At 58.7% G+C, this 22611-nt stretch carries 16 protein-coding genes; 3 read left to right on the top strand and 13 right to left on the bottom strand.

Features of this window, described 5'->3' with window-relative positions; translation table 11 throughout:
• Positions 1-13: 13 nt before the first annotated feature.
• The 7 genes from CAF80_RS06800 to CAF80_RS06770 form a co-directional block, all read right to left on the bottom strand.
• Positions 14-1573: an AMP-binding protein gene (locus tag CAF80_RS06800; RefSeq protein WP_039768480.1), complete on the bottom strand. Its 1560-nt coding sequence runs from the start codon at positions 1571-1573 to the stop codon at positions 14-16.
• Positions 1574-1583: 10 nt separating this feature from the next.
• Positions 1584-2717: a trans-acting enoyl reductase family protein gene (locus CAF80_RS06795; protein WP_011334159.1), complete on the bottom strand. Its 1134-nt coding sequence runs from the start codon at positions 2715-2717 to the stop codon at positions 1584-1586.
• Positions 2718-2773: 56 nt separating this feature from the next.
• The gene (locus CAF80_RS06790) at positions 2774-4057 is read right to left on the bottom strand and encodes an acyl-CoA dehydrogenase family protein (RefSeq protein ID WP_011334160.1); all 1284 of its coding nucleotides are present in this window, start codon (positions 4055-4057) and stop codon (positions 2774-2776) included.
• 244 nt (positions 4058-4301) lie between these two features.
• Complete coding sequence (locus CAF80_RS06785) at positions 4302-5246, bottom strand: YCF48-related protein (protein WP_085667029.1); 945 nt, start codon at positions 5244-5246, stop codon at positions 4302-4304.
• 10 nt (positions 5247-5256) lie between these two features.
• A complete protein-coding gene (locus tag CAF80_RS06780; protein WP_085667028.1) occupies positions 5257-7659 on the bottom strand; it encodes an RND family transporter in 2403 nt (800 codons plus the stop codon).
• An 8-nt stretch (positions 7660-7667) separates the two neighbouring features.
• Positions 7668-9314, bottom strand: a complete 1647-nt coding sequence (locus CAF80_RS06775) for a DUF1302 domain-containing protein (protein ID WP_039768483.1) — start codon at positions 9312-9314, stop codon at positions 7668-7670.
• Between the two features lie 21 nt (positions 9315-9335).
• Positions 9336-10760: a DUF1329 domain-containing protein gene (locus CAF80_RS06770; protein ID WP_085667027.1), complete on the bottom strand. Its 1425-nt coding sequence runs from the start codon at positions 10758-10760 to the stop codon at positions 9336-9338.
• Between the two features lie 403 nt (positions 10761-11163).
• On the opposite strand from CAF80_RS06770, the gene CAF80_RS06765 reads away from it, so the two are divergent.
• Positions 11164-11745 (top strand): TetR/AcrR family transcriptional regulator, encoded by a 582-nt coding sequence (locus CAF80_RS06765; protein WP_011334165.1) that lies wholly within the window; start codon positions 11164-11166, stop codon positions 11743-11745.
• Positions 11746-11750: 5 nt separating this feature from the next.
• Here the strand turns inward: CAF80_RS06765 and CAF80_RS06760 are convergent, their stop codons facing one another.
• Together CAF80_RS06760 and CAF80_RS06755 are read right to left on the bottom strand one after the other, a co-directional pair.
• Positions 11751-12533 (bottom strand): SDR family NAD(P)-dependent oxidoreductase, encoded by a 783-nt coding sequence (locus CAF80_RS06760; protein WP_011334166.1) that lies wholly within the window; start codon positions 12531-12533, stop codon positions 11751-11753.
• Between the two features lie 130 nt (positions 12534-12663).
• Positions 12664-14775 (bottom strand): 3-hydroxyacyl-CoA dehydrogenase NAD-binding domain-containing protein, encoded by a 2112-nt coding sequence (locus CAF80_RS06755; RefSeq protein WP_074690579.1) that lies wholly within the window; start codon positions 14773-14775, stop codon positions 12664-12666.
• 531 nt (positions 14776-15306) lie between these two features.
• Between CAF80_RS06755 and CAF80_RS06745 the strand changes: the two genes are divergently transcribed.
• Positions 15307-15870 carry a TetR/AcrR family transcriptional regulator gene (locus CAF80_RS06745; protein WP_011334168.1) on the top strand — a complete coding sequence of 188 codons (564 nt, stop codon included), beginning with the start codon at positions 15307-15309 and terminating at the stop codon, positions 15868-15870.
• A gap of 95 nt (positions 15871-15965) precedes the next feature.
• Here the strand turns inward: CAF80_RS06745 and CAF80_RS06740 are convergent, their stop codons facing one another.
• The 3 genes from CAF80_RS06740 to CAF80_RS06730 are packed head-to-tail and all read right to left on the bottom strand — an operon-like array spanning position 15966 to position 21695.
• Entirely contained in the window at positions 15966-17375 is a 1410-nt protein-coding gene (locus CAF80_RS06740) for an efflux transporter outer membrane subunit (RefSeq protein WP_074690578.1), read from the bottom strand.
• A gap of 3 nt (positions 17376-17378) precedes the next feature.
• Positions 17379-20510: an efflux RND transporter permease subunit gene (locus CAF80_RS06735; RefSeq protein WP_011334170.1), complete on the bottom strand. Its 3132-nt coding sequence runs from the start codon at positions 20508-20510 to the stop codon at positions 17379-17381.
• A gap of 27 nt (positions 20511-20537) precedes the next feature.
• Positions 20538-21695: a MexC family multidrug efflux RND transporter periplasmic adaptor subunit gene (locus CAF80_RS06730; protein WP_039768489.1), complete on the bottom strand. Its 1158-nt coding sequence runs from the start codon at positions 21693-21695 to the stop codon at positions 20538-20540.
• Positions 21696-21814: 119 nt separating this feature from the next.
• Between CAF80_RS06730 and CAF80_RS06725 the strand changes: the two genes are divergently transcribed.
• Complete coding sequence (locus tag CAF80_RS06725; protein WP_074690577.1) at positions 21815-22411, top strand: TetR/AcrR family transcriptional regulator; 597 nt, start codon at positions 21815-21817, stop codon at positions 22409-22411.
• 3 nt (positions 22412-22414) lie between these two features.
• On the opposite strand, the gene CAF80_RS28830 is transcribed toward CAF80_RS06725, so the two are convergent.
• On the bottom strand, positions 22415-22561 hold the full coding sequence (locus CAF80_RS28830; RefSeq protein ID WP_164872147.1) for a hypothetical protein: 147 nt from the start codon (positions 22559-22561) through the stop codon (positions 22415-22417).
• Positions 22562-22611: the final 50 nt, after the last annotated feature.

Raw genomic sequence — 22611 nt, 5'->3', positions numbered from 1 at the left:
CAGATCGTTCCCCTCAGATACGCCGGTCAACGTTTTGCCAGTAATGGGCACGCAGATCTTTCTTCAGCACCTTGCCGACCGGGCTGCGCGGCAATGCATCAATGAAATCCACGGTTTTCGGCGACTTGACCGAGCCGAGCCGGCTCTTGCACAGCTCGATCAACTCCTCGGCGGTGACGGTAAGCCCGGCGCTCAACTCAACCACGGCTTTCACGCCCTCGCCCCATTGCTCATCCGGCACACCGATGACCGCGCAGTCCTGCACCGCAGGATGACTCCACAGCACTTGCTCGACTTCGCTGGGATAAACGTTGAATCCGCCGGAGATGATCATGTCTTTCTTGCGGTCGGTAATGTGCAGGTAGCCGTGCGCATCCACGTGGCCGATGTCGCCGGTGTGCAGCCAGCCATCAATGATGGTTTCTGCAGTTTTCTGCGGGTCCTTGTAGTACCCCTTCATTACCAGATCGCCGCGCACACAGATTTCGCCGGTTTGCCCCTGGCCGAGGATGTCCCCGGCGTCGCTGAGGATTTCCACGCGCACCAGCGGATTGGGCCGGCCCACCGAAGACAGACGCTCGTCCGATGCCAGGCGTCCACCGTGCAGATGCTCGGCGGGCGGCAGGTTGGAGATCGAGGCTGGGGCTTCAGTCTGGCCGTAACCACCGGCCATCACCGGCCCGAAGGTCTCGATGGCTTGCTTGAGTTTGTCCACCGACATCGGCGCCGCGCCGTACAGGAAATACTTCAGCGAACTGAAATCGACCTTCTGCGCCAGATCCGGCACATCCAGCAGTCGATAGATCACGGTCGGCGGCAAAAAGGTTTCGGTGACCTTGTACTTCGGGATCATTGCCAGCATCAGCGCCGGATCCGGTTTGGTAATGATCACCACCGTGCCGCCCCGCGAGGTGCACGGCAGCGACAGCGTGCCAGCGGTGTGGGTCATCGGCGCCGCCGCCAGGTTGACTGGCGGATGGTCATCCCCGTAAGGGAAATTGATCATGAAGTGTGCGCAGAACGTCTGGATGCTGCGATGAGTGTTCATCACCCCCTTCGGCAGCCCGGTGGTGCCGCCGGTTGGCGAGAGTGCCACGACATCGTCCAGTTGATACTCGACCTCCGGTGCCGTGACCGGCTGACCATCGATCCAGGACTTGAGCGACGGTGCCCCCGGCAGGTGCTCGTCGATACAGATCCACAGACGAATTTTCGGCAGGCCAGGACGCAACGCGTCGATGATCGGCGCGAACTCTTTCTGGAAAAACAGCACTTCGCAGTCGAACGCGTCGAGCACGTGACGGTTCTCTTCGGCGCTGTTGCGTGCACCAACAGGAATCCAGCAAAGGTTGGCGCGCCATAACCCCAAGGTGCAGGTCCACGCCACTGCATCATTGGCAGACCAGATGGCGCCCTTGGTGCCGCTGGGCAAACCGGCCGCCAACAGTGCGTTGGCGATCCGGCATGACAAGTTGCGGACTTCGGTAAAAGTGAACACCCGATCGTCCTGGATATACGCCGCGCCATGCGGATTGATCCGCCAGCCACGGTCAAAGAAATCAATAATCGCCATGTCAGTCACTTCACAGTTGAGTAACGGTTGCGCGGGCCAGACCACGTTGCTCGAGGAAGCCCAGCAGATAGCGATGACCGAAGGCTTTGGAGGCCGAAGCGAAACCTGTCTTGGCGGTGTCGTTATTCAACAGCTTGACCACGGCTGCAGCGTGCAAGGCGCCAGTGGCGATGTAAGGCGTGATGCCATGCACGGTTGCACGCACGGCCGTCAGTTGACCGCGACCGATAGCGAAGTCGACGGTGCGTTGCAAGGTGCTGCGTTCACGCGGTGGCATGCTTGGAGTGGTCGATTGAACGAGGCTCTGAATCACCGCGTCCTGCTGCTCCTTAGGCAAGTGCTTGTATTCCGCTTCCCACTTCTCACCCAGGCCGTGGACCATTTTCATTACCGGGTTGTCGTAGAAGCCGACACAGGACATGCAACTGCGGACACGGCCATCATCCTCAAAGAACACCGGTAATGAGGTGCCGCCCCAAGGCAGGCAAAACACCGCTTCCAGCAGATCGGGACAAACCACATTGAAGCTGGCGTTCGGTGCATAAGGCACGAGTTCCTTTTCCCACAGGTAGGCCCCGGGGTAGCGGACGCCTTCGAAGATGGTCGCCGTTGAACCGACGGTCACCCCGGCGGCACCGGTCCGTGGGCCACGAGTCAGTGTGGCGGTTTCCAGCGAATCGACGCCCGGAGTTTCCAGGGCCAGCTCGGCGGCGATTTCGGCGTAGGTGTACATATATGCCAGCGATGGCGACAGCAGCAGACCCGCCTGGCGATAAAGCTCGCCGAACTGATCGCGCAAGGCCCGAATGTGCGCCTGCTCTCCGGCCGGATCCAGATAATGGCAGCCAGCCTTCAAGGCCGCCTCAACGGCAGTCAGGCCAAAATTGATGAATGGGCCGACTGTGTTGCAAACCACGCGCGCGCCTTTGAATACCGAAACCAAAGCCTCGACCTCATGTGGGCACTCGATGATTTCGTAGGTCGCCGACTCCAGACCGACAACGCGTTGCGCCATCATTTCCTGAGCACGAGCAGCGTTACGAGCTACGGCGGTGAACGGGATGTGCTGGTCGATCAACCAATCCATGATCAGCATGCCGGTGTAACCACTGGCGCCGTAGACAACTACCGGATATTTGGCCATCGGGATTTACCTCATTTGTTGTTTTTGGATGAGTGATGTCGGGTGAATCTGCAGAGTCAGTTGTTCGCCCAGCCTTCGGCATACAGCTGCTGGGCAAGCAGCCCCAGTCGCATGGTCAGGACCCGGTTTTCGCCGTCCTCGATCAATGACGACTGGGTGTCGCGCAGCAGTTTTTCGATCGGGTATTCGCGGGTGGTGCCATTGCCGCCGAACAGGCGGAAAGCCTCTTGCACAACGGCCATTGCCTCTTCGGTCACCGTGACCTTGGCGGAGGCTGTGGCGTACGGGTGGGTTTGCGGCGACAGGCGCGCGAAGCTCAACGAACGTCGGGCAACCGCACGCGCTGCCTCGACCCGACGCAACATTTCGCCGAGGCGCAGACGGGTCATCTGGTGATCGATCAATGGATGACCGCCCTGGCGGCGCTCATGGCAGTACTGCAGCGCCATCTCGAAGGCGGCACGTGCGACACCGGTGAACACCTGACTCATGTGGGTGCCGGCGAAGGACCAGGAGGAGCTGACAGCACCGTAGTACTGGTCGCGCTCGGCAATAGCGAAGCGACGTGGCACTCGTACACTGTCGAAGTAGATTTCGCCTTGGGGCAAGGAACGCTGCCCGATCTTGTCCAGGGGCTTGCCTTTGGACACGCCTTTGAGGTCGAGGGGGATAATCAGCGCAATACCGTGCGGCCGGCCGTTCTCATCGTAGAAACCGTCGCCGTAATCAGCGCACATCAAGCCCAGTGCAACCTGTGCAATGGCTCCGTTGGAGACCCACGCGGAGCTTTGGCCATTGAGGATGACTTCATCGCCGACCACTTTAGCGGTCAGATTGCCGATATTGCCGAGCTTACCTGCCGGCCAGTCTCGCGCCATGTCGAAGATCTGGTTGTCGCTGCCACGATCAGGTTGAGTGGCCATCCAGCAGCCGATCCGGCCTTGGCAGAGTTCGACCAACTCGGCATTGCCAGCGGCGATGGCCATTTGCAGAGGGAAGTCGGCGCAACCCAGCGAGACAGCCAGGCCTGCATCGCCCCAGCCGAGTTCTTCGCCTATCAGAGATTCGATCCGCACTGCCATTTCCGGCGGTAACTGCGCCAACAGTGCCGGGTCAAGACCGAGCTTGGCGAATTCGCCGAACAACGAATAGTAAGGCGAGCCCGGGGCAACGACTTCTTCCGGGGTCATCCGGTCCAGCTCTCGACCCAGCGGGCGTAACACCTCTTTGGCGAAGCGGTGGACGGAGGCCTGTATTGCAGCCTCCTCTTCTGTCAGCGGTGTTTCGAATCCGGAGAGTCCGGCGGCTGGCAGGGTAAGTGTCGACTTGAGCGAGATCATCAGAGTACCTCCATCGAAATCGCAGGTCGCTGCGCTTTGCAGCGTTCTGCGTCTTGTTATTTGCAATCGACTCTAACAAGCAAAATTATTTAACGCAACAACTGTTATGTTTATTGTTGAAAACGTAAATGGCTGCTCTCCAGGCACGGAAAATCCGGCCGAAAATCAGCAGGGTTCTAGATGTTTTTTCGCGCTGAAATGCCGGAAAGCAGGCTGGCGCCTGTCTTCCGACACATCGATGGCATCAGCGTTGAGGGACGACGCCTCGCCGTGAAAACAGAATCGGTGAAGTGTCACTGTTGAGCAGGATCGCGGTGAGAGAAACACCGTCGCTGCTGGGTTGCTCGTGAAAACTGCTCCCACCGTCGTCACTGCGAACCATCAAACCGTCGAGTCCTACCGCAATCACTGCTCGCCCGGAAACATCTATGGCTGTGACTGAACTCTTGCTTTGCAACGGTACGCGCTGCCAGTTCGAACCGTCTGCAGAGCTGTGCAACAAGGTGCCGCGTTGCCCGCCCACCAGCAGTGAACCGTCGCCAAGCACGGCCCCTGTCCACAACGTGCCGCTGTAGCCCGTATCCAGATAGCGCCACTGTTTGCCCTGGTCATCGGAGCGCAATACCTGGCCGCGTTCCGCAGTTGCGTACAAATGCCCTGCTCCATCGGCAAACAGTCCCATCAGATTCAAGTCGGCACGACTCGCTCCGGGAGGCGCATCGATTTTTTGCTCGATCCAGGTCTTTCCGCCGTCATCGGTTGTCAGCACCAGCGACCACAGCCCTACCGCGACACCCTGGATCGGGTTGAAAAAGTGCACCGCAAACAATGGCCGATCTTCTGCACTGGACAAGCGTTGAACTTGCCAATTCTCACCTCCGTCCCTGGTGGCGAGAATTGCACCCCAGTGACCGACAGCCCAGCCCTGTCTGGCATCGACGAAGGACACACCGGTCAAAGGCGTGGACACCGGTACGGATGTCGCTTGACGGAAATGCTGGCCTCGGTCGTCCGACAGCAACACCACCCCGTGATCGCCGACGGCAACGGTCCGCTCCCCAGCCCAGGCAACACTCAACAGCGTGGCGGCACTGGCGTTGGCAGTTTTTGCTGCAGGTACGGTCGGCAAGGGCGAAGCCTGCGATAACGCCGATAACATTAGAACGAGTAAAGCAATCAGATTTCGCATCGGGATCTCCTCAATGCACCAGAGAGCCAATCAAGCGCACTGGACGACGCCGTGGGAACATTCGTTCAAGCCAGACGGCGAATGCAGGCAGAACTGTCATGGCCATGATCATGTTGACCAGGAACATGAAGGCCAGCAGCTTGCCCATGTCGGCCTGGAACTTAAGATCGGAAAACGCCCAGGTGGCGACGCCCACCGCCAAGGTGATGGCGGTAAAGATCGTAGCGACGCCTACCTCCAGCAACGCGTGCTCGACCGCTTTGGTAATTGGCTGCCCGAGAGCCTGGTGCAGTTGCAGACGGTTGTAGATATAAAAGGCGTAATCCACGCCGATGCCGACGGCCAGCACCATGACTGGCAAGGTGGCGATGGTCAGACCGATTTGCAGCTCTTTCATGAACCAGTAGCCGATGAAGGTGCCCAGTGTCAGCGGTAGGCAACAGACCAACACCGCGCGCCAGTCTCGATAGACGACAAACACCAACAGAGCGATCGCTGCATAGACATAAAGCATCATGGGCAGCTCGCTGCGTTCCACCTCTTCGTTGATCGCCGCAATCACGCCAGCGTTACCGGAAGCCAGGCGTATGCTCACGCCCGGCTGAATGAACTGAGAACGGAATGCCTTGGCGGCGGCAATCACGCGGTGAGTGGTCGTCGCTTTATGATCGGCTAGGAACAGATGCACCGCCGTCATGCTGCAATCGGGACGCATCATCCCTGGCACTCGAGCTACTTCGGCGGCCATCGACGAGTAGTTGGTCGGGTCGATGGGCACTGCGTTCATTTTCGGGTTGCCCTCGTTATAGCCCTCGTTAAACTGCCGCAGGCTGTTAGAGAACGAGGTGACCGACACCACACCTGGTACACCTTGCATAGCCCATACAAATCGATCCTGATACTGACCAAGGGCAACGTCTTCACAAGCGTTTGCGCCGGCGTCAGTTTGGGCTTCGAAGACCACACTGAGCCAATCCAGCCCGATGTCGTAATTGCCGGCAATGGATACCGCATCACGATTGAAGCGCGCATCCTCGCGCAGTTCAGGCGCCCCGGCCTGCAGGGAGCCAACCACCCGATCGTGGCTTTGCCAGGCCGCGGTGACAAATATCAGCACGGCCATACCCAGCACCCACCGGACGTTGTGCCATTCGGTCAATCGGGCAAAACCGCGTAACCAACGAGCCCGGCGCTGGCGAGAAATTTCCTCGGCAGCGGCGTAACCGGCATCTACCCGTAGCATTGATGCCACGATCGGCAGCATCACCAGGTTGGTGACGATCTTGAACGCCACCCCGAGCGAGGCAGTGATTGCCAGCTCCCGAACCATTGGAATCGGGATCAACAATAGCGTTACGAACGAAACAAATGCAGTGACTAACGCCAGCGTGCCGGGAATCAGCAAGCCGCTGAAACTGGCGCGTGCCGCTCCTTCCACCGACTTGCCGCAGGCGATCTCGCGAATGATGAAGTTGATTTGCTGTACGCCATGGGAGACCCCGATGGCAAACACCAGAAAGGGCACCAGCACTGCCAGCGGATCCAGTCCATAGCCGAGCAAACGCAAGGCGCCGAACTGCCAGATCAGTGACACCAGCGAGCAACCCACCGCCAGCAAGGTGAAACGAAGCGAATGGCAATACCAGTACACCGCAGCGGCCGTCAGCAGCAATGCCAATAGGCAGAACTCCAGCACCGCCGAGGCACCTACTGCAATGTCACCGATCTGCTTGGCGAAACCGATGATTTGGATCTCGAAGTCCTTATCCTCGAACTGATTGCGAATTTTCTCCTCAAGCACATGGTTGTAGGCCACATAGTCGAGGCGCTGGCCGTCAGCATCGAATTCGTTGAGATCGACAGTGATCATTGCGCTGCTTTGGTCGCGAGCGACCAGCGTTCCGATAAAGCCACCCTGCGCCGTCGAGTTGGCGATCATCGCCATGCTCGTTTCATCGAGACTTTCGGGCGTCACCGTACCCGGCACCAGCGGATCGGCACGAAAACCTTCTTCGGTGATTTCGTTGACGAACGCGTTAGGCGTCCACAACGAACGCACACTGCTGCGCGATACGTTCGGCAGGAAAATCAGCGCCTGAGTGACGTCATAAAGGCGCTTGAGCCCTGCCTGGCTCCAGATCGTCCCCTGACGAGCCTTTACCACCACGGTCAGCCGGTTCGCACCGAGCAAGTCGTTGCGATACGTCTCAAAGGTTGAGATGTACTCGTGGCCAATGGGTAGCTGCTTTTCGAATCCTGCTTCCATGCGTAACTGGACGGCAAACCAGGCCATGCCCGCTGTGAACACCGCCAAACTCAACAACGTCAGCAGGCGATGAGTGAACAACCACTGTTCGATGCGCGGCAATACACCGCGCACTTTGGTTTCCTTCATTTTCAGAGAACTATTCACGGCGTGCCTCATAGGGTTCGGGAGACCACAAGGCCGACGTAATCGCGATCACGCAGCAGTTGATCGTAAGGGGTCTTGCCGCCCATGAACTTGGCGTAGTTGGCCGAGATCTGCCAGCTCGCAGGATTGCGCACGAAGTTGAGGTACAGGTTCATACTGCTGGCATCCTCGGTGAACGTCGCCGACAGGTTGGGTGTGCGTCCCTTGATGGATTGCGAATAGAACACTCCCGGCGTCACCTGCCAGCCAGGGATCAGCGTGTTGTCATACGTCAGGCTGAAATCGAGGCTGATTCCGGAAGAGGTTTTGTTGCCCTTGGCGCTCGGCGGGATGGACGGATCCAGTTGCCAGGTATTGAGACCGGCGGCAATCGGTTCACCGGCGTACTCGTTATGCAGCCCCGGGTATTTCACGACCACGAGTTCGCTCAGCAGCGTACCGGTGCTGGCACCGGTGAGGTCGAGCAACGTCGGCGAGTTGGACGGGGTCATGCTGTAAATGCCGGTCAGGTGCCATTGCAGTTTCTTTTCATCCGTCCAGCACTTGCCACCGTTGCTGGCACAGGCGTCGATGACTGGATTAAGCGGCACCGCATCCTTTGGGCGATATGAAAGCTCCGTACCCAATGCCCAGTCGCCGACCGGCATGTTGGCACTGATGCCGTACATCATGCGGTCCTCCGGATACTTCCAGGTTTGCGCCAAAGCGAAGGTTTCCGGATCCAGTACCTGCATGCTCAACGACGGCAGTTTGTCGTGATAACGCATCACGTACAGGCCGAGGTTGAGATCGGTGTTGTCAGGCTGCCAGCGCAGCGACACCCCCCATTGGCCTCCATTGCGTGCGTCCTTTTCGTCGTAACCGTAAGCTCCCCTGCCCTCGCCCAGTGCATGGGTCGTGGACCAATAACTGCCCACGGGAGGCAGCTCGCTTTTGTTCCAGTTGAACTGCCAGTACGCCTCGATGTTGACGCCGGCACCAAGCCCTGACGCGAGGCTCAACATCGGCGCTGGCAACAGGGCTTCCTTGAGCTGGGTGCCGGGACGCGACAACGCCATGACATCGTAGGCGTTGGTATTGTTGATGCCGCCGGCAGCGAACAGGCTCTCGCCCCAGTTGATGACCTGATTACCCAGACGAGCACGAACACGCTGTTCACCGACATCGAAACTCTTGCTCACCCACAGGTCCAGCAGGCGCGCTTTGAACTCCAGATCGTCCCGGGCGCTGCTGGTGAGGCCGTCGCTCCCGACACCTTCAGGCCGGTTGGCCGATAGCGCACCGCTGGTGTCGGTCGCGGCAAAGTCGCGTATCCAACTCCCGCGTGCCATGAACGTGTAGTCCTCGGGAAATTTAAGCACCAGTTCATGGGTGCCTTTTATGTAGTTGGTGAACAGATCCCCCCGGTCGTAGTTCAAGTCGCCCTGGTCACCAATATTGGCGCTGGGAGCCAGACAACCGCTGGGAGGATTGTGACCGCCTGGACTGCTGGTGATGAGATTGCATCCGCGAGATTCGGTCCGTAACCCCATGCCCACAGCGAGAGTGGAATCGAATGAGCCTCGGATGTTTTCGGTTTCAAAAGTGAACGCCATGGCAAATGGGGTTGCACACGCGATGACAAGACCTGAGGTTTTACTGATTATTTTTTTCATGTCTGTTCCCGAAAGCCGCTGTTAGCGTTCGCTGGTGGCGCGCAGATTGTCTGAGGTGTAGAAGTCGCGTTTCAAACGAGGGTTGTTGGCGCTATCGGTGAGCCAGCGATGGTCGTTCTTGCCGGTACCAATGGAGGTCATGTCGTAGAGGTAGCGACCATCAACGAGGTTGTATTGCGCCTGGGCTTCCATATCGCAGGTGCCAGTCTCGTAGACCGGGATTGTGTAGCCTTCGCGGACTTTCCAGATTTGCCCTTGTTTGTCGTAGTCCACCGCCATCAGCGCGTTCCAACTGTCCTCATCGATGTAAAACAGACGTTTCGGAGCCTGATGACGCATGCCCTGGCGAACGGTTGCTTCAACCACCCAGACGCGGTGCAACTCATAGCGACGCGATTCGGGGGCGATGAAGTCGCGCTTGGCCACATCCTCAATCTTCGCCGAGTTGTCGTAGGCGCCGAACGAGTTGTAGGGCACAAGCATTTCCTGCTTGCCGACCAACTTCCAGTCGAAGCGATCCATCGGGCCAAAGAACACGTTGGACTCATCAATGGTGTACTGATTGTCCAGACCGATTTGCGGTGCGTCGTAGGAGTATGCCGGCATGCGACGTACCCGGCGCTGGCCCGGGAAGTAATAGAACGTAGTGGCTTGCTCGCCAGCTTTGGTCGTCACCACGCCGGCCTGCCCGGCAAGGGCTGCGGGGTCGGAGTAGCTGAAGTAGGTCGCAACTTCGAGTCGATCGAATGAAGAAAACAACGCACTGCCCTTCACGCCCCATGGTGTGTACATGAACCAGTCCGTGGAGGTTCGCAGCCAGTCTTCACTCCCTTTTCGCGGCGAAATTCCGGAAATGGTTTTCGACATATCGAAGCCGACGCCGCGATAACGCATTTTCATGTTCCACATAACCTCGGCACCCGAGGTTGGAAACGGAAATGGGATACCGGGGACGTAAGCCTCCTGCAGTGCCAGACCGTCGCCGTCGAGTTTCGCGAAACCGACATTCTTCTTCGTGTTTTCCGCGACGAAATCCGGTACGCCACAGCTGCGCCGTGTCGGATACACATCCATCCGGTACCCCGGAATCTTCTTGAACATTTCTACTTGGCCAGGGGAAAGCTTGCCGGTGTACTTCGCGACGTTGCCTGAGTCGATACTGAACAGCGGTTTGTCATCCTTGAACTTCCACTGCTGACCTCGCACCTGGCCGTGGCTCCAACCGCCACCTTGTGGTCCGGGTGGTATCCAGGCAGGAATGACACCATCGGCGCTGGCCGCCGCCTCACCTCCCAGCGGGGTCAGTTTTGTGCCGAGCAATGCAGGATCCTTATCTGCCGCCTGCGCCGTGCAGATGAAGGTTGATGCGACGAAGGCCGCGATCAAACATCTGCGTACGACGCCTTTAGAAACATTGTTATTGGGGCGCTCAATCACTGTGTTCATTGGAGGATCCTCGTGGGTCTTGATCGGCACCGTGGCCACTTTGACGGCAGTAACACGTTGCCTGCGCTAACCTAATCAACTGACTTGATCAATTGACCAAGTCGCTTGATCAAAGCAAGGCTGGTGCCAATGTCTGAAGCGCGGGAAATAGTCACGTTTAATCAATCGATTACAGAGACGCGGGATAGATTCGAGCCACGAGAGTTTCGTTAAACATTTCCGAGTGTTTCTTCGGTTCGCACCAAATCGGGAATTTGCGAAACAGTCGTTACCAATAATGGTGCGACAGTTTCAGACCACCGTTTCTTCCCTGACGCAAGGCGATTCGTTGCTGTAGCATCCGCAAGCGTCGACAGCGCCCTTACCGATAAAGGGCGCCAGGAATATTGGAGATTGCTGACCTATGGCCAGAATGGGCGCTGAATTACGCCGGCAGGATTTCGTCGAGGCAACGATCAAAGTGATTGCCGAGCACGGTGTCGCCAATGCAACGACCCGACGGATAGCGGCGGCGGCCGGTTGTCCGTTGGCATCGTTGCATTACGTGTTCCATACCAAGAACGACCTCTTCTATGCCGTCTATGAGTCACTGTTTAACCTGCCTCATCAAGCGTTGGAACACGTCCCTGCCGGGACAACTGCTGCTGATACGACTGCCGAAGTCCTGCGACAGTTGATCACTTGGTTCATCGATCATCCGGACGCGGCCAAGGCGCAGAGTGAGTTGTTTTTTTGGGCACTGCGCAATGACCCCGAAATGGCAAGCAAGATTTACTCAGTAGCCATTGAAGCGACTGAGCAGGCACTGGAGCGAGCTGTAGGCGCAGAGCTGGGGGAAAAGTTTTTAAAGGCCGCAAGTCGGCTTCTGGTCCAACTAGTTGACGGGTTGACTATCGCGTGGTCCGCCCATGGAGACCTGCATAGATTGAGGGCCGAAACCGAGACGGCTTGCGCCGCACTGGCCCTGCTGGTGGCCAGTCACTGAGCCGATCACATGCTGCTGACCAGATGGCCTCCATCCACGGTCAGTACGCTGCCAGTCATGAATGCACCGGCGTCACTCGCTAACAGCAAAAAGGGACCGGCCAGTTCGTGTAACTGACCCAGTCGACGCATGGGCACCCTATCGCGGATGTAGCTGTTGCCCTTGTCACCCTCAAAAAAAGCTTCGTTCATTTCAGTCTTGAAATAACCTGGCGCGATGGCGTTGACCCTGATGTTGTACCGCGCCAGCTCCAGCGCCAGTGACTTGGTCAGCTGAACCACCCCGGCTTTTGCAGCGCAGTAATGGCTGTAACCGGTGCTAACGCGCAGTCCGAGTATCGAGGCCACGTTGACGATGCTGCCCTTACGTCCGGCCTTTGCCAGCCTTTGTGCAGCAACCTGGGCGACACGCCAGACGCCATCCAGATTGGTTGAAAGCATCTCACGCCACTGCTCTTCACTGATTTCGAGTGGACGCTGGCCGTTACCGATACCTGCGTTGTTGAGTACCACGTCAACCACGCCAAAATGTGCTTCGGCCGCATCGAACGCCGCTTCGACACTGTTCCGGTCAGTCACATCGAGTTCGACGGACAGCGCTTGCCCGCAATCCCATTCAATGTCCTTTGCCACCTGTGCGAGTCTTTCGACGCGTCGTGCAGTCAGCACAACCCGGGCGCCGGCATGCCCAGCGACCCTTGCCAGGTGAGCTCCAATGCCGCTGGAGGCGCCGGTGATCAATACAGTTCGGCCGGCAAGCGAAAAATTCTGAATGAAATCTTGAGTCATCAACACACCTCGAAATGAATCGCGCTGGCGCGCTCTACGGGTAACAGGTCCCTTTCTCCGAAATCGGGCGAGCATGAGGCAGATGCGTGGTCGTCCTCATGACTCGCTCTCGTCCGGAGAAAGGGAATTTTCAGAATATTTCGATGCGAGATCTGCCGGCGGCTACCAGACGTTCCAGAAGCGCCGCTGGGCGAAACCACATCTCACCGTATTCGCCAAGCGCGCTGCGATAGTGATGGATGCGGCTGAGCACCGTTTCCAGGCCCAACTGCTCGGCGTAATGCATGGGGCCTCCGAGATGCGCGGGAAAGCCATAGCCGTTGATCCACACCAGATCGATGTCACTGGCACGCAGGGCAATACCTTCGTCCAGCAAGCGAATGCCTTCGTTGATCATTACAAACAGGCAGCGATCGTGAATTTCCAAATCTTCGATGTTGCGACGCGTAACGTTGTGTTCACGGGCAAGCTGCTCTGCCAGCATGATGACTTCCCGGTCTTCCCTTGGACTACGTCCCTCGTAGAGGTAAAAGCCACGTCCGGTCTTTTGCCCGTACCGTCCCAAGGCATACAGTTCCTCGGCAAGGCAGCAGTAGCTCTGGTCATGGGCGATGGCTTCACGCTTGGCGTCGCGCATTAGAAAGCTCACATCGATACCTGCCAGATCCAGCATGCTGAATACGCCCATATTCAAATCCAGACTGGTCAGCACTGCATCAACCTGGACCGGCGTCGCCCCCTCCAGTACCAGACGGTGAGCTTCGCGGGCATAGGGTTCGAGCATGCGATTACCGATGGAGCCGGCGCTGTTACCGGAGATGACCGGAAGTTTGCCGATACGTCTGGCGATGTCCATGACAGCGGTTACGACGTCCGGCGCTGTAGTCTGACAAAGCACAATTTCCACCAATCGCATGACGTTGGCCGGACTAAAGAAATGCATGCCAATGACATCCTGCGGACGAGAGACCATCTTCGCGAGCGCATCGATATCCAGCGACGACGTATTGGTCGCAAGAATGGCACCTGGCTTACACACGCTCTCCAGAGCGAGGAACACCTGATGCTTGCTCTCCATCTTTTCGCATACCGCCTCAATGATCAGGTCGGCATCTGAAAGGTCTGCGTAGTCGAGCGTGCCAAACAGCAGCTCCATCCGCTGCTGCATTTGTACGGCACTGAGTTTTCCGCGCTTGACGCTGAGCTGATAGTTTTCACGAACACGTTTGAGACCGCGATCAAGCGTGCGCCCATCAAGATCCATCAGCGCAACGGGAATACCGACATCGGCAAAGCTCATCGCGATGCCTCCACCCAAGGTGCCTGCACCGATCACGGCAACCTTGTTGATCTTGCGCGACGGATCAGCCGTATCGATCCGGGGCGTTCGCCGCGCGTCTTGTTCTGCGAAGAAAACATGCCGCAATGCTTTCGACTGACGTGATGCTTCAGCCTGCTTGAACAGCGTCAATTCCCGCACCAATCCCTCTTCCATCGGCAACAGGCAGGCGGCCTCCAGCGCAGAAAGCACCAACCTGGGCGCCAGTCGACTTTTCCAGCGCGGCTCATGCTCCACGCGATAACGCGCCAGGAAATCATCGGGCAAGTCCTCGGCGGGGTTTGGCCATGCTTCGGCTGGCCGCGCAGGAGCACAACATTCGATCAGCTCATTGGCATAAGCGCGCGCCTCTTCCAGCAACTGTTCGGTGCTGGAGGAGATACGGTCAAGAATGCCGAGCATTCGAGCACGCTCGGCATCGATCTGCTCACCTGAAAGAATGAGGTTCAAAGCCGATTCGGCGCCTATCAGCCTGGGCAAGCGTTGCGTACCGCCGGCGCCAGGCATCAGACCAAGATTGATTTCCGACAACCCTAGCCGTGCATCTGGCGCACCAATCCGGTATCCGCAGGCCAGGGCCAGCTCTAGCCCTCCTCCTAACGCAAACGTACTGATCGCCGCAATCAGTGGTTTATGAAGCGCGCTCAAGCGAGTCAGGATGCCAGGCAAGTCAGGTTCAGCGAAGCACGCTTCGGTCCCGAATTCTTTGATGTCGGTACCAGCACTGAACAGTCCCTGCACCCCATAGAGAATGACGGCACCCACCGCTATGTCCGTAGCGGCACGCTCACAGGCATCAATGAGGGCTGCACGTAGGGTCTGGTCGAGTGCGTTGACCGGCGCACGGTCAAGACCGATCAGCGCCAGGCCATCTACGACGCGGTAATGGATCAGGTCACACATGGAGTGTCCCTTACTGACGTATTCAGGGTGTTGAGAGGGCGTGATTGAAGATCGAATATCCGCGGCGTTTCAGAATTTCCGGAAAACATCACCGATGCTGGCAACGGGATAGGCTGGCTGCGACTGTGCTGTCGGGTTCCAGCTGACCGGGCTGAACACACCGTATGAGCCCACTGAGTAGAAGCTATGAATCGAGTAGATGGCGAGAGAGACGAGAGTCAGGGCCAGGCAGGAAAATAGAATCGGGCGCATCGCAAACCTCCGTCATCTGGCGGGAGCCAAATGCAGTGTCTTTTGTTATTGAGGGTTTCGATTCTGGATAACGACCGATGCAAAAGCTTGGCAGATCACGCCAGGTATTTTGCAGTTCATGACATGCAAATACCCCGAAATCCGTTCAGCTTTGTGAGCCGGGCGTTGAGCTTATTTCGTCTCAGATGAAGTAAGTTGCTCAAGTTCTGTGGTTTTCATTGCAGTAATGAGCTTTTCCTGCACAATTCCGAGGACTGAAATACGATTCGAGACCGACTGATGTCCCTGACTCCTCAAGACGAACGACTCATCAAGGCGCTTGCCCTGGCCATCGTTGATCGCCCCCGTGCGACGCTCAAGGAACTGGCTGAAGCGGCAGGCGTGAGCAAGGCTACGCTGCATCGCTTTTGCGGCACCCGCGACAACTTGGTGCAGATAATGGAAAGCCACGGTGAGACGGTGCTGAACCAGATCACCACCACAACCGACCTGCTGCACGGAGAGCCGGTGCAGGCGTTGCGCAGTTTGATCAATGAGCATTTGGCGCATCGTGAAATGCTGGTTTTCCTGCTCTTTCAGTACCGACCCGACACTTTTCCAGTCAACGGTGAGGGCGACCGTTGGCAATCTTATGCCGATGCCCTGGATGCTTTTTTTCTGCGCGGCCAGCAATTGGGCGCATTTCGCATCGATATCACAGCAGCCGTTTTCACAGAGTTGTTCCTGACCATGATCTTCGGAATGGTCGATGCCGAGCGCCGAGGGCGCGCGGCCAGCGCCAACTCGGCCAATGTGCTGGAACAGATGTTCCTGCACGGTGCCGCTAACGTAAAACCCCAATAATCCACACTCTGTCCTCCTGCAAAAAAGCCCCGTGACCTCTCGGTCTACGGGGCAAAGGGTTGGATGCGCCAACCCAAAGGAGCTCTTGCCAGGATTTATCTGACGTTTGTTTGTGATGACCATCCTCCACCCAGCGAACGGAACAGATCGACCAAGGCAATCTGGCGCTGAGTGCTGACTTCGATAAACGCCGTTTCGTTGACGAAACTGGTGCGCTGGGCATCGAGATAACGCAGGTGGCTGTCGATACCGCCTTCATAACGGGCCTTGGCCAGACTCAGGGTTTCAGTGCTGGTGTTGGCCAGTGCGCGGCGCGCGGCTTCCTCCCGGCGCAAGGTGTCGGTGGCGGCCAATGCATCGGCGACCTCGCGGAACGCCGTCTGAATCGTGCCTTCATAGGCCGCCACGGCTGAATCCTTGCGGGCTTCGGCCAGACTCAGCCTGGCACTGTTGCGACCGGCATCGAACAACGGCAGCGAAAGGTTCGGCACGAAACTCCAGGAGCGCGAGCCACCGTCGAACAGACCGGACATCTGCGCGCTGGAAGTACCAAAGCTGCCGGTCAGGCTGATACGCGGAAAGAACGCCGCCCGTGCCGCGCCGATGTCGGCATTGCGCGCTTGCAGTCGATGCTCGGCCGCAAGAATGTCCGGCCGGCGCTCGATCAGCGTCGAGGTGGTATCCGGGGCGATGTCCTGCACCAGCATCGGCTGCGTCGTCAGCCGCTCGGGAATCACTTTCCCTGCATCCTTTGTCCCCAGCAGCAAAACCAGCGCGTTGAACGCCTGCTGCTTCTCGCGCAGATTGCGTTCCTGCTCGGCCCGCGCCTGCTCCACCAGCCCCAGTGCTTCCTGATAATCCAGCGCAGTCGCCGTGCCGCTGGAGCGGCGCTGGCTGATCAGCGCGAACGAGTATTCGCGGCTGCTCAGGGTTTGTTGAGTCAAATCCAGACGACGCTGGGCGCCGTCATGAACAAGATAGGCCTGACTGACTTCGGCGATCAGCGCGATCTGCGCGGCGCGGGCGGCTTCTTCGGTAGCCAGATATTCCTGCAGCGCCGAGTCGCTGAGGCTTTTTACCCGGCCAAACAGATCCAGCTCGTATTCGGGCAGCGACAGGCCGACTTGATACTGGCTGGCCACCCCTGCCCGGCCGTCGCTGGCCAGGTCCGACGGCAAGCGCTGGCGATTGCCGGACGCGCTTGCATTCAGCCCGGGAACCCGATCAGCCCGCTGAATTCGGTACTGCGCCCGAGCCTGCTCGATGTCCAGAAGGGTCTGGCGCAATGAGCGATTGTTATCCAGCGCAACCTCCACCAGACGGCGCAGATCGGGATCGACGATGAACGCCTGCCACGCCAATTGGTTGATCGGAGCGCCTTGTTTCAGCGACTCGCCCGCCCAGTTGTCCGCGACCGGTGCAACGGGCCGCTCATAGGTCGGCGCCAACGAGCAACCGGCCAGCAGCATGGCGATCACCAGCGTAGAAAATCCTGAAATACGCATGTGTCACTCCTGAGTCAAAGCGGGTTGTTCAATGGGCGCAGGTTTACTGCGCAGCATCGACAGCACCCAGACAAAACAGATCGGTACAAACAACACCCCCAGCAGCGTCGCGCTGAGCATGCCGCCGATCACCCCGGTACCGATCGCCCGCTGACTTGCGGCACCTGCCCCGGTCGCCAGTGCCAGCGGCACTACGCCGAGAATGAACGCCATAGACGTCATCACGATTGGCCGGAAGCGCAGCCGTGCGGCCTCGATCGCGGCGTCGCGCAGGCTGTAACCTTTCTCCCAAAGCTCCTTGGCGAACTCGACGATCAGAATCGCGTTTTTCGCCGCCAGACCGATGATGGTGATCAAACCGACCTTGAAGTACACGTCGTTGGGCATGCCGGCGACCATCACCGCGAGCACCGCACCGATGGCGCCGATCGGCACGATCAGCATTACGGTCAGCGGAATCGCCCAGCTCTCGTACAGCGCCACCAGCAGCAGGAACACCACCAGAATGGCCAGCGCGAACAGCTGCGTGGCCTGACCGCTGGAGACCTTCTCCTGATAGGACAGACCGGTCCACTCGTAGCTGAAGCCGGCCGGCAATTGCGCAGCGATACGCTCCATTTCCGCCATGGCTTCACCGGTGCTGTAGCCCGGCCCCGCATCACCGACGATGCGCACCGACGGATAACCGTTGTAGCGCACCACCTGCACCGGACCTTCCTCCCAATGCGTGGTGACGAAAGCACTGAGCGGCACCAGATCACCCGCGGTGTTGTGTACATAAAGCTTGAGCACGCTTTCCGGAGTCATCCGGTCGCCCTGCTCGGCCTGCACCACCACGCGCTGCTGGCGGCCGGCGTTGGTGAAGTCGTTGATCACCTCCGAACCGAACGCGGCAGACAACGCACTGCTGATTGATTCAAAACTCACCCCCAGGGTGCGTGCCTTGTCACGGTCGATCACCACGCGCAATTGCGGCGACTCGGCCAGGCCTTCCATCATGGCGTAGAGGATTTTCGGGTTGCCGTTGGCCTGACCGAGCACCTGGTCACGGGCAGCGAGCAATGCTTCGCGGCCCAGACCGGCACGATCCTGCAGGCGCAAGGCGAAACCACCGGAGTTGCCCAGCCCGTCAATCGGTGGCGGTGGCACGGCCATCACCGCACCGTCGTTGGTCACGGCAAATTGCTCGTTCAGCGCATTGACTTCCGCCATGGCCGATTGATCTTCGCCACGCTCCGACCAGTCCTTGAACACCGGGAATGCCAGCGCTGCGTTATCGCCCATCCCGGAAAAGCTGAAGCCGGACACCAGGAACGTCGACTGAACCCCGTCGCGGGTAGCCAGGTAGCGCTCCAGTTGTTCGCCGGTCGCTTCGGTACGGGTGCGAGTCGCGCCCGGTGGCAACTGGACGTCGACGATCATGTAGCCCTGATCCTCCACCGGCACGAAGGATTCCGGCAGGCGCAGGTAGAAGAAGCCGAGCATGGCGATAATGCCCAAATACACCAACATCATCCGGCCGGCGCGCGCCACCAGCCCGTTGTTCAGCACCGAATAGCGATCGGTGAGCTTGGCGAAGCCACGGTTGAAAGCGCCGAAGAAGCCACGCTTTTCATGGTGCCCTTGTGGAATCGGCTTGAGCAGCGTGGCGCATAGCGCCGGGGTGAACGTCAGGGCAAGGAAACCGGAGAACAGAATCGACACCGCCAGCGATACCGAGAACTGCTGGTAGATCACACCGACCGAGCCGGACATGAACGCCAGCGGCATGAACACCGCCGATAACACCAGGGTGATACCGATGATCGCGCCCGATACCTGCCCCATGGCTTTCACCGTGGCATCAACCGGCGACAAGCCCTCCTCGGCCATGATCCGCTCGACGTTCTCCACCACAACAATTGCGTCGTCCACCAGAATGCCGATCGCGAGCACCATGCCGAACATGGTCATCATGTTCACCGAGAAGCCCATCAGGTACATCATCATCAGCGTGCCCAACAGACACACTGGAACCACGATCGACGGAATCAGGGTGTAGCGGATGTTCTGGAGGAACAGGAACATCACCAGAAATACCAGGACCATCGCTTCGATCAGGGTATGAATCACCTTCTCGATCGCGACATCAACGAAACGCGAGGTGTCGTAAGGAACGGAATATTCCACGTCATCCGGGAAGTACGCCGACAGTTCGGCCAGGCGCTGCTTGACTGCGGTTGCGGTCTGGATTGCGTTGGCGCCGGGCGACAACTGGATCGCCGCTGCCACGGCAGGTCTGCCATTGAGACGCGAGTTGAAGTTGTAACTTTCCTGACCGATTTCCACGCGGGCGACGTCGCCCAGTTTGACCGTGGAACCGTCCTCGTTGGCACGCAGGACAATGCGTGAGAATTCTTCCGGATTGTCCAGCGTACCTTTCACCGCCAGGGTGGCGGTCAGTTCCTGCTGGCTGCTGGTCGGCGTACTGCCGAAGCTGCCGGCCGGCACTTGTACGTTCTGGCCGCGGATGGCCGCGCTGACGTCGTCGATGGACAGCCCGTAGCCCACCAGTTTCTGTGGGTCGAGCCAGACGCGCATCGCCGCTTCGGAGGAGAAGAACTGCAGCTTGCCGACACCCGGAACCCGGCGCAGCTCGTTGTTGATATTGCGCGCGGCGTAGTCGCCCAGTGCGGTGGTGTCGCTGTGCTGGGTACCCTCCTTATAGTTCAGCGCATAGATCAGCAAGAACCCGGCACTGGTCTGCTCCACTTCCAGACCTTGGGTGAGCACGGCTTGCGGCATCCGCGCTTCAGCTTTTTTCAGACGGTTTTGCACGTCAACCTGAGCGAGCTGCGGGTCGGTGCCCGGCTGGAACGTCACTGCGATCTCGGCGATACCGTTGGAGTTGTTGGTCGACTCGAAATACAGCAAGTTCTTGGCACCGTTGAGCGACTCTTCGATCACGCTGGTGACCGAGTCCACCAGCACCTTCGCGGAGGCGCCGGGATAGGTTGCCGTCACCTTGATCTGCGGCGGCGCGACGTTGGGGTATTGCGCCACCGGCAGCATCGGAATGACCAGCAGACCGGCCAGAGAGATGAACAACGCCACCACCCAGGCGAAGTTCGGGCGTTTGATGAAAAACTGAGACATCGGAATATCCTCGCGGCGACGGCGCCCTTACTGTTTCGACTCAGGCGTCAGCGCCTGGGCTTGAGGCTGAGCAGGCGCGACCTTGGCGCCTGCCTGCAGGCCACTCAGGCCGCTGACAATCACCTGATCGCCAGCCTTCAGGCCTTCACTGATCTGCCAGCGCGAACCCTGCATGGAACCGGTCACCACAGTGCGCGCTTCGGCGCGGCCGTCGGCGCCGACCACCATGACTTGCGCCCCGCCATCGCTGCCGCGCTGCACCGAGCGCTGTGGCACGAGAATGGCCTGATTGTCGGTGCCTTGAGGTGTGCGCACGCGCACGAACATGCCCGGCAGCAACACACCGTCACTGTTGGCGAACTTGCCACGCAACGACACCTGGCCGGTGCCACGGTCAACGGCGACATCGGTAAACATCAGGGCGCCCTGACGCTCGTAAGCAGTGCCGTCGACACGAATCGACAACGCCTTGTTGTCGTCGGCGGAGAGTTTGCCGCCCTTGAGTGATTCGCGCAGACGCAGCGCGTCAGCGGCCGATTGGGTGAAGTCGACATACACCGGATCCAGCTGCTGAATCCGCGCCATCAACGTTGCGTCACCCTGACCGACCAAGGCGCCTTCTGTGACCAGTGCGCGGCCGACACGCCCGGAAATCGGCGCGGTCACCGAGGCATAACCCAGGTTCAACCGGGCGCTTTGCAGATCAGCCTGGGCTGAACGCGTGGCCGCCTGAGCACTGCGCAAATCGGCCATGGCGCTGTCGTAGTCCTGCTGGCTGACCGCTTCGATCTTCACCAACGGTTCATAACGCTTGACCCGCGCCTGAGCCTCAAGGGCAACGGATTGCGCACGGGCCAGTTCACCCTCGGCGCGAGACAAGGCTGCTTTCAGCGGTGCCGGGTCGATCTGGAAAAGCAGGTCGCCGGCTTTGACATCAGCGCCCTCTTCAAAACGCTTCTGCATCACGATGCCCGGCACCCGCGCACGCACTTCCGCAACGCGCATCGGTTCCACCCGCCCCGGCAGCTCTGACGTCAGTGCCAGTGGCTCAGTCTTCACTGCAAGCACCTCTACCGGACGCGCCACTTCAGCCATATCCGCCTGTTCATTCGCTGGTCCACACCCGGCCAGCGCAATGGCAACTGCCAACGACCCCGCCATCCCTACTGCACGCAAATTGCCCATAACTCACCCGAGGCTTGATTGAATTTGGTGCGAATGCTACTTTTCAAATCCTAATGAGTCAATATTGTCTCATGTGAGAAATATATGAATCTTACATTACGGTCGCTTGAGGCTTGGTGATGAACCTGATTTTCCATGAAGAACACCTGCTCAAATCGTTGACCGTGGCGGTCGTCAACCGGCCGAGGGCAACCATGAAAGAGCTGGCGCAATTGGCAGGCGTGAGCAAGGCCACCCTGCACCGCTATTGCGGGACACGGGAAAACCTGGTGCAAAAACTGGAAGAACACGCCGAAGCAACGCTCAATTTGATTATCCGCCGTGCCGGTTTGCAGCATTTGCAGGCGCTGGACGCGTTACGTCGATTGATCCGCGAACACCTCGCCCATCGCGAGTTGTTGGCGTTTCTGATGGCACATTACCGCCCCGACTTTCTCGATTTCGAACGGGGCGACACACGCTGGCAGTTTTACCTGGAGGCGCTGGACGGATTTTTTCTGAGAGGCCAGCAACAAGGGTTGTTTCGCATCGACATCACCGCCGCGATTTTCACCGAGCTGTTCATCACTCTGGTGTATGGCCTGGTGGATGCCGAACAGCGCGGGCGAGCCGCCAACGCCGATTCGGCACGCACCCTTGAGCAAATGTTCCTGCATGGCGCGCTGGCTGGTAGTCAATTGCGCGAGGACGCCTGCTTGCCGGAAAAAATGCTCTAACGCTCAAAAATGGGTGAAGGCATCGCTGATGCTGGCGACCGGAGGGTGACTGGAATGATGGACAACGGTGTGGCCAGCTGGCCGGTGCTGCGAATACAGCGCACCCGAAACCAATGCGACCGCGAGCAAAGCAAACAGGAACCGACGCATCGAACACCTCCATCGTCCGGCCGCGGGCCGAACGCAGTTTTATTGTTATG

Source organism: Pseudomonas sp. B34(2017) (assembly GCF_002112915.1).
GTDB lineage: Bacteria > Pseudomonadota > Gammaproteobacteria > Pseudomonadales > Pseudomonadaceae > Aquipseudomonas > Aquipseudomonas pharyngis.
The sequence above is the reverse complement of the archived record's forward strand: the minus strand, read 5'-3'. Positions and strand labels throughout refer to the sequence as shown.